The 12,100-nt window shown below is 70.3% G+C and carries 9 protein-coding genes; 7 read left to right on the forward strand and 2 right to left on the reverse strand.

Annotated elements, in window-relative coordinates:
- Positions 1–311 precede the first annotated feature (311 nt).
- Positions 312–1,160 (reverse strand): SirB1 family protein, encoded by an 849-nt coding sequence (locus tag QMX80_RS15585; RefSeq protein WP_282278019.1) that lies wholly within the window; start codon positions 1,158–1,160, stop codon positions 312–314.
- 299 nt (positions 1,161–1,459) lie between these two features.
- On the opposite strand from QMX80_RS15585, the gene QMX80_RS15590 reads away from it, so the two are divergent.
- The 7 genes from QMX80_RS15590 (at position 1,460) to QMX80_RS15620 (ending at position 11,254) form a co-directional block, all read left to right on the forward strand.
- Positions 1,460–3,736 carry a TonB-dependent receptor gene (locus tag QMX80_RS15590; RefSeq protein WP_282278021.1) on the forward strand — a complete coding sequence of 759 codons (2,277 nt, stop codon included), beginning with the start codon at positions 1,460–1,462 and terminating at the stop codon, positions 3,734–3,736.
- The gene (locus tag QMX80_RS15595) at positions 3,736–5,058 is read left to right on the forward strand and encodes an MFS transporter (protein ID WP_282278022.1); all 1,323 of its coding nucleotides are present in this window, start codon (positions 3,736–3,738) and stop codon (positions 5,056–5,058) included. The genes QMX80_RS15590 and QMX80_RS15595 overlap by 1 nt, the downstream gene beginning before the upstream one ends.
- Positions 5,055–6,692 (forward strand): carboxylesterase family protein, encoded by a 1,638-nt coding sequence (locus QMX80_RS15600; protein WP_282278023.1) that lies wholly within the window; start codon positions 5,055–5,057, stop codon positions 6,690–6,692. The genes QMX80_RS15595 and QMX80_RS15600 overlap by 4 nt, the downstream gene beginning before the upstream one ends.
- Positions 6,683–8,284 carry an AMP-binding protein gene (locus tag QMX80_RS15605; RefSeq protein WP_282278024.1) on the forward strand — a complete coding sequence of 534 codons (1,602 nt, stop codon included), beginning with the start codon at positions 6,683–6,685 and terminating at the stop codon, positions 8,282–8,284. The genes QMX80_RS15600 and QMX80_RS15605 overlap by 10 nt, the downstream gene beginning before the upstream one ends.
- A 150-nt stretch (positions 8,285–8,434) precedes the next feature.
- Positions 8,435–9,070, forward strand: a complete 636-nt coding sequence (locus QMX80_RS15610; RefSeq protein WP_055771714.1) for a TetR/AcrR family transcriptional regulator — start codon at positions 8,435–8,437, stop codon at positions 9,068–9,070.
- A gap of 46 nt (positions 9,071–9,116) precedes the next feature.
- On the forward strand, positions 9,117–10,007 hold the full coding sequence (locus QMX80_RS15615; protein WP_273082404.1) for an SDR family NAD(P)-dependent oxidoreductase: 891 nt from the start codon (positions 9,117–9,119) through the stop codon (positions 10,005–10,007).
- 23 nt (positions 10,008–10,030) lie between these two features.
- Entirely contained in the window at positions 10,031–11,254 is a 1,224-nt protein-coding gene (locus tag QMX80_RS15620) for a serine hydrolase domain-containing protein (protein WP_282278026.1), read from the forward strand.
- Between the two features lie 82 nt (positions 11,255–11,336).
- On the opposite strand, the gene QMX80_RS15625 is transcribed toward QMX80_RS15620, so the two are convergent.
- A partial coding sequence (locus QMX80_RS15625) for a family 1 glycosylhydrolase (RefSeq protein WP_282278028.1) occupies positions 11,337–12,100 on the reverse strand: 764 nt, incomplete at its 5' end.

Consider the following 12,100-nt stretch of genomic DNA (forward strand, 5'->3'; position numbering starts at 1 on the left):
CCGGGCGATGCCCGGGGCGCTTTCCCGGCGACGCCCCAGCGGGGCGTTGCCCCGCTCTACACGGGACAGGGTTCTGTAGCGCCGGGCAGCGCCCGGCGGAGCTTTCCCGGTGAGGCCCCAGCGGGGCGTTGCCCCGCTCTACACGGGACAGGGTTCTGTAGCGCCGGGCAGCGCCCGGCGAAGCTTTCCCGGTGAAGCCCCCAGCGGGGCGTTGCCCCGCTCTGCACGGGACAGGGTTCTGTAGCGCCGGGCAGCGCCCGGCGGAGCTTTCCCGGTGAAGCCCCAGCGGGGCGTTGCCCCGCTCTACGGGGTCAATGCAGCTGGGGGCGCTCGCCGCCCAGGTCGATCAGGCGTTCGCGCATCTGCGCCGCGTCGGCGGCGTCCGGCTCCAGCCGCAGGTATTGCGAAAGGTCGGCGCGGGCGCCGGCCAGGTGTTGCAGCCGCAGGTAGGCCAGGCCGCGGTCGCGCAGTGCTTCGGTCTGTTCGGGGGCGAGCTTGAGGATGCGGTCGGCGCTGCGCGCGGCGCGATCCCATTCCTCGCGTTCGGCGTAGACGCCGTAGAGATTGCGCAGCATGCGCATCAGGATCGCGCGCGCCGGCGCCGGGTCCAGGATCTGCGCCAGCACCTGGTCGTCGGGCGTCTCGCCGCCGAGGTTGCTGCGCGCGCGCTCGCGCAGTTCGTCCACGCCCAGCGGGCGGCCGCCATTGAACGGGTCCATGACCAGCACCCCTTCCTCCACCGGCAGCCGCACCAGGAAGTGTCCGGGGAAGGAAATGCCTTCCAGCGGCAGGCCGAGCCGGCGCGAGACTTCCATCTGCACCAGGGCCAGCGAGATCGGGTTGCCGAGCCGGCGCGTGACCACCTCGTTGAGGTAGCTGTTGCGCGGGTCGTAGTAGGCGTCGTGGTTGCCGCTGTAGCCCAGTTCGTTGAACAGGTGGTGGTTGATGGCGGCCACCTTCAGCGGCCACTCGGCGATGGCGTCCACCTCCACCCGCAGGTGGTCGGCATGGGCCTGCAGCAGCCGGTCGTAGCGGGCCGGGTCCAGTTCCGGGTATTCGTCGCGTGCGATCAGCAGCGCGGTGGGCAGCAGGGGCAGCGCGTCGTCGGCCAGTTCGGCCAGCGCGTCCCAGTGCGGCAGGGTGAGGCGTGTGTCGGACATGGCTCAAGACTGGCGGCAAAGCGCGGCCGGTTCAAGGCATGGCGCTGCGGGCGGTGCAGGGGCCTTTCGCGGACGCGCCGGTGGTCGGTCGCAGCGCGCGAACGGAGCCGGTCGCGGCGGGCGTGGCCAGCGCTGCAGCGGGTAATCCGGCGATGGCCTCGAATAATATTCACGCTCGTGTGAGTGAGTGTTGACATCGGCCCCCGCCAGCCCGCAGTATCCGGTTCGAAGCGTCTTGCTGAGTCAGCACTCTGGGAGGGGGTCTGTGTATGGGAAGTCGTACGTTTGCAGTTGCATCAATGGCCGCATTGCTCGCGATGCCGGTATCCGTTCTGGCGCAGGCCACGACGGCGGTGATCGAGAAGCAGGCCCGGGAAGGGAGCGAGCGGGAGACCGCCAAGGCCCATGAGCTGGATACCGTCATCGTCAGCGCCACGCGTCGCAGCGAGCCGCTGAAGGACGTGCCGCTGAGCGTGTCGGTGATGTCCCAGGAAGAGCTCGATGCCAAGGGTGTCGTCGGTTACGAAGGGCTGGCCTATGAAACGCCGGGCGTGATCCTCAACCGTGCCAGCGCAAACTTCAACAATTTCACCGCGCGCGGCATCGCCACCAACGGTTATGGCGCTGGCCTGCAGAGCACGGTGGCGATCTATATCGACGAACTGCCGATCTCGGCCAACGGCAACTCGACCATTCTCGACCCCAGTCTCTACGACGTGGAGCGGGTGGAGTTCCTGCGCGGGCCGCAGGGCACGCTGTTCGGTTCCGGCTCGCTGGCCGGCGCGCTGCGCATCCTGACCCATGCGCCGGATCCCAATGTGTTCGAGGGATCGGCGCTGGTCGACCTCGGCGTCACCGGTTCCGGCGCGCTGCGCCAGCGCTACAACGCGATGCTGAACATCCCGCTGGCCGAGGACACGATGGCGCTGCGCGTGGTCGGTTTCTCGCGCAATGAAGACGGCTACATCGACAACGTCGGTACCGGTGTCAAGAACGCCAACTCGCTCAAGAGCTGGGGCGGCCGCGCCACCCTGCTGTGGGAGCCGACCGACCGCCTTTCGGCGCAGATGCGGCTCTCGCGCGAGGAAAGCACGCCGGAGGATTCGTCCCTGGTCAATCCGGACCTGGGCAAGGACAAGCGCCGCTCGGACCGGCCGGACAAGTTCACCGGCACGATGACCAACTACAACCTCACCCTGGGTTACCAGTTCGATGGGGTGAAGCTGACCAGTTCCTCGACCTGGTCGGACTACAAGGCGCTGTTCAACGTCGATCTCGCCGGTACCTACAACCAGGCCCTGGCTTTCGCCCTGGACGGGCCGGGCGAGAACCGTACCTTCGTGCAGGAAGTGCGGCTGGTGTCCGACACCGACGGCCCGCTGGACTGGGTGCTGGGCGGCTTCCACTACAAGCGCGACCGCGACGTGTTCTTCGGTTACCGCTCCAATGAGCAGTACCTGGCGCAGAGCGGCATCACCGGCCTGCCCGACGAGTACTACCTGCGCTACCACACCTACGACGTGACCAGGGAACAGGCGCTGTTCGGCCAGCTGACCTGGCACTTCAGCGACGATGTCTGGGCGACCGCGGGGGTGCGCTACGGCAGCATCCAGGCGCAGGGCTTCACCCGCGAGGGCGGCTACAGCAGCGATTACCTGACGCTGGCCTACTACTGCAGCTTCTACGGCGTCTGCGGACTGCCGGTGACGATCACCCCGGTCGAGGCGGCCACTGGCGCCAAGGCGCGCGAGACCGGTCCGTCCTACCGGGTCAGCGCTTCGTGGCGGCCGGTTCCGTCGATCACCACCTATGCGGCGGTCGCCACCGGCTTCCGCGCGCCGGTGGTCAATGCCCGCGCCGGCTCGGCCAGCACCATGGATCCAGATGACCTGATCATTCCGTACGGTGCCGATTCGGACAAACTGACCAACTACGAGCTGGGCTTGAAGGGGCGCTGGCTGGACGGGCGCATGGCCGCCAACTTCGCGCTCTACTACATCGACTGGAGTGACATCCAGGTCCAGGCCAACCGCGTGTCCGACCAGGTGCAGTTCGCCACCAACATCGGCGGCGCCTACAGCCGCGGGCTGGAGTTCGAGCTGATGGCGATGCCGGCGATGGGCTGGACGCTCGCCCTCAACGGCGCGTTCAACCAGGCCCGGGTGGACCGGTTGACTCCGGCCGAGGCGGCGATGTCCGGCGCGGTCAAGGACGCACGCCTGTCGGGTCCGAAGTTCAGCGGTTCGGCCACGGCCAACTACAGCTTCGACCTGCCGCGCAACGCCCAGGGCAATGCCTCGCTGGCCGTGGCCCACGTCGGCGCCTACCCCAACGCGTTCCCCCATGTCCCCGGCCAGCCCGGCGTGGTCAGCCCGACGTTCGACTACACCCAGGCCCACACCGTGGTGAACGCGAGCGTGGCCGCGGCCTTCGGCACCACCACCGTCGGCCTGTACGTGGAGAACCTGTTCGACGACCGCTCGGTCAACTACGTGCATCCGGAGGCCTTCATCGACGGCCGCTACGGCGTAGTGCGGCCGCGTACGGTAGGCGTGCGCGTCGGGTACACGTTCTGATGGCCGGTGTCGTTCCGGCCCCCCCGGGCGCGCCAGCTGCGCGCCCGGGAGTGGCGGCCTGGCTGGTGCTGGCGGTGCTGTGCTTCGTCTATGTGCTGAACTTCCTGGACCGGCAGCTGCTGTCCATCCTGGCCAAGCCGATCCAGGACGAACTGGGGATCAGCGACGGCCAGCTTGGCCGTATCGGCGGCCTGTACTTCGCGATGTTCTACTGCATCCTGGCGATCCCGGTGGGCTGGCTGGCCGACCGTGCCAACCGGGTGCGGGTGCTGGCCTTCGCCTGCGCCCTGTGGAGCGCGGCCACCGCCGCCTGCGGGCTGGCCGCCAACTATCCGCAACTGGTGCTGGCGCGGATGACCGTGGGCGTCGGCGAGGCCGGCGGGGTGCCGCCGTCCTACGCGATCATCTCCGACTATTTCCCCTCGGGTACGCGCGGTACCGCACTGGGCCTGTTCAACCTCGGCCCGCCGATCGGGCAGGCGCTGGGCGTGGCCTTCGGGGCCTCGATCGCCGCCGCCTATTCCTGGCGGCTGGCTTTCGTGTGGGTCGGCGTGATCGGCATGGTCACCGCGGTGGGCGTGTGGGCATTCGTGCGCGAGCCGAAGAAGGGAGGGCTTGACCAGCCCGCCGACAGCGGCGATGCCGCCGCGGCGCTGGAGCCAAGGCCGGGCCTGGGCCAGACCTGCAGGGCGTTCTTCGCCAACCCGGTACTGCGCGGCATGGCGCTGGCCTGCGGCGCGACCCAGTTCGTCACCTACGGCATGATCAACTTCACCGTGCTGTTGCTGATGCGCGAGAAGGGCATGAGCCTGGAGGACGTGGCGCTGTGGTACGCGCTGGTGATCGGACTCGGCACGATGTCGGGCATGGTCCTGTCCGGGCGCCTGATCGACCGCCTGGCGCGGCGTTCCAGGACCGCCTACGCCTACCTGCCGGCCGTGGGCCTGATGCTGGCCTTGCCGTTATTCGTCGCTTTCGTCTGGGTGGACAGCTGGCGGCTGGCCTTATTGTTCCTGCTGCTGCCGACCGGGCTGAATTATTTCTACCTGTCGCCGGCGGTGACCCTGGTGCAGGAGGACGTGCGCCCGAACCAGCGCGTGCTGTCCGGCGCCTTGCTGTTGCTGGTGATGAACCTGATCGGTCTCGGCCTGGGGCCGACCTGGCTGGGCGCGGCCAGCGACTTCTTCCGCGCCAGCCATCCGCACAATTCGCTGCAGATGGCGTTCTACACGCTCATTCCGTTCTACGTGCTGGCCATCGCCCTGTTCCTGTGGCTGGCGCGCAGCATCCGTTGTCAGGCATTGCAGGAGGCAAATCCATGATCCGTACCCTCATCCGCGCGCTGGCCGTTTCCGCGGCGCTGTGCAGCGCGCAGGCCCTGGCGGCGCCGCAGGTCCAGGCCCCGGCCGGCACGCTGAAAGGCGAAGCGCTGGCCGACGGCATCCACGCTTTCCGCGGCATTCCCTATGCGCAGGCGCCGGTGGGCGCGCTGCGCTGGCGGCCGCCGGTGGCCGCCGCGGCGTGGAAGGGGGTGCGCGATGCCACCCGCTTCGGCCCGGCCTGCATCCAGCCGGCGCCGCGCCCGGGCAGCCTGTACGCGCCGGGCGAGCCGCTGCCGACCAGCGAGGATTGCCTGTCCTTGAACGTATGGGCGCCGGCCGACGCGAAGGACGCCCCGGTGTTCGTGTGGATCCATGGCGGCTCGCTGACCGGCGGCTCGGGCAGCGAACCGATGTACGACGGCGCGCGGCTGGCCGCCCAGGGCCTGGTGGTGGTGAGCATCAACTACCGCCTCGGCGTGCTGGGCTACCTGGCGCACCCGCAGCTCAGCGAGGAGTCGGCCGACGGCGTGTCCGGCAACTACGGCCTGCTCGACCAGATCCAGGCGCTGCGCTGGATCCAGCGCAACATCGGCGCTTTCGGCGGCAGTGCCGGCAATGTCACCATCGCCGGTGAATCGGCCGGCGCGCTGAGCGTCATGTACCTGATGGCCGCGCCCGACGCGCGCGGGCTGTTCCACAAGGCCGTCGCCCAGAGCGCCTACATGATCTCGACGCCGGCGCTGCGCACGGCCGTGCACGGCACCCCGGCGGCCGAGCAGTCCGGCCTCGAGCTCAGCCGCAAGATCGAAGTGCGCGGGCTGGCGCGCCTGCGCGCGATGGACGCGCAGGAGCTGACCGCCAAGGCGGCGGCCTCCGCGTTCCTGCCGCTGGCCAACGTCGACGGCAAGGTGCTGCCGCTGCAGCCGGTGGAGGCCTTCGACCGCGGCGAACAGGCGCCGGTGCCGATCCTGGCCGGCTACAACGATGGCGAGATCCGCTCGCTGCGCTTCCTGCTGCCGCCGGCACCGGCCGATGGCGCGGCCTACGCGGCCGAGATCCGCGCCCGCTACGGCGACCTGGCCGAGGCGATGCTGCAGCGCTATCCGGGCCAGGACCTGGACGCGGCCATGCTGGCGACCACGCGCGACGCGATGTACGGCTGGACCGCGGAACGGCTGGTGCGCAAGCAGACCGCGCTGGGCCAGCGCGCCTACCTGTACTACTGGGACCATGGCTACCCGACCGCCGACGCGGCTGGGCTGCATGCCTTCCACGCCGGCGAGCTGCCCTATCTGTTCGGCACGCTGCGCACGACGCCGCCGTGGTGGCCGCAGATCCCGGATACGGCGGCCGAGGCCAGCCTGTCCGCGGCGATGGCCGGCTATTGGGCGTCGTTCGCGCGCACCGGCATACCCGCCGCGACGGGCATGCCAGAATGGCCGGCCTTCGGCCAGGCGCAGGCCTACATGGCGTTCGGCGCCGTGCCGGTGCCCGGCGAGCATCTCAAGCCCGGCATGTACGAACTGGTGGAGACGGTGGTGTGCCGGCGCCGTGCGCACGGCGGCCTGCCGTGGCACTGGAACGTCGGTATCGTCGCGCCGCCGCTGCCGGAGGGAATGGCAGGATGTCCTTGATCCACGGCCAGATGCAGGACTTCGCGCTGACTCTGGACAAGTTCCTGGACCACGGCGCCAAGTGGCACCCCGATGTGGAAGTGGTCACCGCCGGCGGCGACGGCGCCGTGCAGCGGATCGGCTATGCCGCGCTGGCGCGGCGCTGCCGCAAGGCATCGGCGGCGCTGGTGGCCTTGGGCCTGGGCGCCGACGACTGCATCGCCACCCTGGCCTGGAACACGCAGGCGCATGTGGAAGCCTGGTTCGCGTCGATGGGCATGGGCGCGTTCTGCCATACCTTGAACCCGCGCCTGAGCGATGCGCACCTGGTGGACATGCTGCTGCAGTCGCGCGCGCGCGCGCTGCTGGTGTCGGCCGACCTGGCGCCGCTGGCGCGGCGCATCGCCGCGCGGGTAGCCACGCTGGAACACGTGCTGTCGATCGACGGCGACGCACTGGAGGGCGGCGGCACGCAGGTCGTCGCGCCGTTCGAAACGCTGGTCGAGCAGGCGCAGGGCCAGGTCCGGTGGGGCGGGTTCGACGAGCAGGCACCGTGCGGCTTGTGCTTCACCTCCGGTACCACCGGCGCGCCCAAGGGCGTGACCTATACCCATCGCGGGGTGTTCCTGCACACGCTGCGCGCGCTGCAGGCCGACACCATGGCGCTGTCCACCCGCGACAGCGTGCTGCTGGCGGTGCCGATGTTCCATGCCAACGGCTGGGGCGTGCCGTTCGCCACGCCGGCGGTGGGTGCGCGGCTGGTATTGCCGGGCCGGCACCTGGACGGCGCCAGTCTGGCGGCGCTGATCAATGCCGAGTCGGTCACCGTGGCGCTGGGCGTGGCCACGGTCTGGCTGGCGCTGCTCGAGCACCTGGAGGCCACCGGTGGGCAGGTGCCGACGCTGCAACGGGTGATCGTCGGCGGCGCGCCGATGGCCCCGGCGCTGATGGAACGCATCGAACAACGCCTGGGCGTGAGCGTGCAGACCAGCTGGGGCATGACCGAGCTGTCGCCGACCGGTACCGTGGCGCCGCCGGGCGACCGGCAGCGGGCGGCGCACCTGTCCGGGCGGCCGTCCATCGGCGTGGACCTGCTGTTGACCGATGCCGAGGGCAACGCACTGCCGCAACAGCGCGGCGTGGAAGGCCACCTGCGCGTGCGCGGGGCCAGCGTGGTGCAGTGCTACTTCGGCCAGGTGCAGCCGGCGGTGGACGCCCAGGGCTGGTTCGATACCGGCGACCTGGCGCGCATCGACGGCGATGGCAGCCTGGTCATCACCGGGCGCGCCAAGGACCTGATCAAGTCGGGCGGGGAATGGATCAACCCCGGGGAAATCGAAAGCATCGTCGGCGAGCGGCCCGAGGTCTCGCTGGCCGCGGTGATCGGCCGCGCGCACCCCAAATGGGGCGAGCGTCCGATCCTGCTGGTGGAGCTGCGCGACGGCTGCGCGCTGACCGATGCGGCGCTGCTCGACGCGCTGCGCGGGCGGGTGGCGTCGTGGTGGTTGCCCGACGCGGTGGTGCGGGTGGATCACATGCCTTTGGCAGCGACCGGGAAAATTGACAAAATGCGCCTGAGAACCGAATACGGCGCCGCCGGCAAGGGGCAATGAACGCGCTGTCGCCCAGCCGCGTGCGCCGTGCGATGCACTGGAGGCGCAAGCGTGTCAACGGACACAGTATCCCGGCCTGGACGCAGGAAGAAACCGCAACCGGCCGGCACCCGGCCCCGACGCGCGACCAAGGCCGAGCAGCGCGCGGAGATGACCGAGCAGATCCTCGACGTCGCCGAGCTGCTGTTTTCCCAGCATGGCCTGTACGGGGTCACGCTCAAGGACGTGGCCAACCGGGTCGGCGTCCACCACACCCTGCTCAACTATTACTTCACCGACAAGCAGACCTTGTTCGATGCGGTGATAGCGCGCCGGGCGGACGTGACCAGCGGTCTGCGCATGCAGGCCCTGGACGAGTACGAGGCGGCCAGTGGCGGCAAGCCCACGGTGGAGGGCGCGCTGCATGCCTTCCTCGACACCGACCTGGACCTCTACATCCAGGGCGGCGAGAACTGGAAGAACTACGGCGCGCTCGGCGCGCTGGCCTCGAACACGTCCTATGGCGCCGAGCTGATGGACCGGCATTTCGATCCGGTGGTGCTGCGCCTGATCGACCTGCTGAAGAAGGCGATGCCGGAGTGCGCCGAGGAGGACATCTTCTGGGGTTACCACTTCGTCACCGGCGCGCTGATGCTGACGCTGGCGCGCACCGGGCGCATCGATCGCCTGTCCGGCGGCCTGTGCCAGTCGGACGACTACGACGCGGTCAAGGCGCGCATGGCCACGTTCATGGCCGCCGGCTTCAGGCAGATATGCAAACCACGGGGAGGCCGCAAGGCCCGCTGAACGCGGCCGGCTCCCCTTCACCATCCACAGCAAGGGGAATCGAACAATGGCAATGCCGCTGAACGGCCGCGTGGCGGTCATCACCGGGGCGGGAGGCGGCCTGGGCCGCGAACACGCGCTCTACCTCGCGCGCAAGGGCGCGCGGGTGATGGTCAACGATCTGGGGCTGGACGCCGCCGAGGCGGTGGCCGCGGAAATCCGCGCGGCCGGCGGCCAGGCCCTGGCCCTTGCCGGCTCGGTGACGGACGCCGAAGCCGTGGCGGCGCTGGTGGAGCGGACCCTCGCCGACTGGGGGCGCATCGACATCCTGGTCAATAACGCCGGCATCCTGCGCGACAAGAGCTTCGCCAAGATGGAGCTGGACGATTTCCGGCGCGTGGTCGACGTGCACCTGATGGGTGCGGCGATCTGCAGCAAGGCGGTATGGGAGACGATGCGCGCCCAGCAGTACGGCCGCATCGTGATGACCACCTCGTCCTCGGGCCTGTACGGCAATTTCGGCCAGGCCAACTATGGCGCGGCCAAGATGGCGCTGGCCGGCCTGATGCAGACGCTGGCCATCGAGGGGAGCAAGTACGGCATCCGCGTCAACTGCCTGGCGCCGACCGCGTACACGCGGATGATGGAGGGCATCCTGCCCGAGGCGCAGCTGCAGGCGCTCGATCCGGCGCTGGTCAGCCCGGCGCTGCTGCCGCTGGTGGTGGAGGATGCACCGACCCGCGCCATCGTCTGCGCTGGCGCCGGCCACTTCGCCCGCGCCTACGTGACCCTGACCGAGGGCTGCTACATCGGCGCAGGCGAGGATGCCGGCGAGCGCCTGATGGCCGCCTGGCGGCAGGTCTCCGACCCGACCGGGCAGGTCGTGCCGGACTATGGTTTCACCCAGGCCGAGCGCGAAGTGGCCAGCGCGCAGGCGCACGCCGCGACGCCGGACTGAGCGCCGGCCAGGGGAGAGCCGCCATGCTGGATCGCCGCCGCTTCCTGGGCACGGCCGGCGCGCTCGCGCTGGTCGGTGCCGCTCCCGCCCTGGCCGCCGGTGGCCGCTTCGACACGGTCGTCGCGCGCCTGCGCGGGCTGGTCGAGGACGGGCGCCTGCCGTTCGCCTCGCTGCGCATCGCGCGGCGGGGCGAGGTGCTGGCGCAGGCGTACATCGATGGCCGCGAAACCGTCGGCGCGGGCAGCCTGTACCGCATCTATTCGATGACCAAGCCGGTGGTCGCCGCGGCCATGGTGATGCTGGTGGAGGACGGCAGGCTGGCGCTGGAAGATCCGGTGGCCCGCTACGTGCCCGAGTTCGCCGACCTGCAGGTGGCCACCGCGTCGCTCGATGCGCGGGAACCGGCGCGGCCGATGACGCTGGCGCACCTGCTGACCCACAGTTGCGGACTGGCCAACAGCTGGGGCGATGCACGGGTCGCGCCGCTGTACCGCCAGGCCGGGCTGGTCGCCGCGGCGTGGATGTACGATCCCGCGATCGGTGGCCTGGCCGGTTTCGCCCAGCGCCTGTCGGCCCTGCCGTTGGCGTTCCAGCCCGGCTCGGACTGGCTCTACGGCTACGGCCTGGACATCGCCGGACTGGTGATCGAGCGGATCACGGGCGAGCGACTGGGAACCTTCCTGGAACGCCGCATCTTCAACCCGCTGGGCATGGCCGCGACTGGCTTCCAGGTGCCGGAGGAACATGCCGGCCGCCTGGCCGGCCTGTACAACCCGCGCGCCGGCGGCCTGGTACGCGTGGCCGATGGCAGCGAGCGCCTGCCGTTGACGCGGCTGTTCGCCGATGCCGGCAGCGCCGGGCTGGTTTCCACGCTGGAAGACTATGGCCGCTTCGTGGACATGCTGGCCGGCGCCGGCGCGCGCGGTGGGGTCCGGGTCATGCGCGCGGCGTCGGCGCGCCTGGTGATGGCGCCGCATGGGCCGCAGGCGCCGCTGTGGCCGGCGTTGCAGCGCTTTGGCGGGTATGCCCCCGGCAGCGTCGGCCAGGCGCTGGGCGGGATCACCCGGCTCGACGACCGCGACGGTCGCGGGTCGAGCGGCGAATACAGCTGGGGCGGAGCGGCGGGAACCGGATTCTGGGCCACGCCGTCGCTGGGCCTGTCGGTGACGCTGATGACCCAGCTGATGCCGGCCGGCGCGGTGCCCGCCCGCGACATGCTGCGGCCGCTGGTCTACGCCGCGCTCTGAGCATCGCGCGCGCCGCGCGGTGCCGGAGCGGGGCGGCGCGCTTTCCCGCCACGGCGGCGCGTGCGGCCGTGGCGGGAGCGCATCAGATCCGGTTCGCCCGCGCGATCGCGCCCAGGTGATGCGCGCTTGGCTTCGGCGTGCGCTTGAAGGTCTGCCGATCCACCGCCACCAGCCCGAAATGCTTGTCGTAGCCGGAGGTCCACTCGAAGTTGTCCAGCAACGACCAGTACAGGTAGCTGTGCACCGGGATGCCCGCTTCCAGGCAGTCGCGCACGCCATCCAGCGCCTGGTCGATGAAGGCGATGCGGCGCGCGTCGTCGTCGGTGGCGATGCCGTTCTCGGTGACGTAGATGGGCTTGCCGACCGCCGCATGCGCCCAGCGGATGGTGTTGGCCAGCGCCTGCGGATAGAACTCGTAACCGGCGTCGGTCGTCTCCGCCCCGGCCGGCGGCGGCACGATCCCGCCGGCATCGACGCGGAAGCGGGTGTAGGTCTGCACGCCGAAGAAATCGGCATGGGTGCGCGCCACCTCCACCCAGTCGCCATACAGCTGCTGGCGATAGGCCTCCACCAGCGCGGGGTCGCCGACCGACTGGATGTCCTGGGTGGTCAGGGTCAGGCCGACCGGCAGCGTCGGCCGGGCCGCCTTGATCGCGTCATAGCCCAGGCGGTGCGCCTGCTGCAGCAGCGGCGTGCTGATCTCGGGGTCGGAAAAGGCCAGGCTGGAAAAATGCGTCGAACCGGTGGCGCGCGCGGCGGCGTCGGCGGCGGCGCGCCCCGCCCGCGCGCCCGTGCTGCCGTAGAGCAGCCGCACCAGCAAGGTGATGTTGGCCTCGTTGAAGGTGG

This window comes from Stenotrophomonas sp. PS02297, assembly GCF_029959705.1.
In the GTDB taxonomy this organism is placed as follows: Bacteria; Pseudomonadota; Gammaproteobacteria; order Xanthomonadales; family Xanthomonadaceae; genus Stenotrophomonas; species Stenotrophomonas nitritireducens.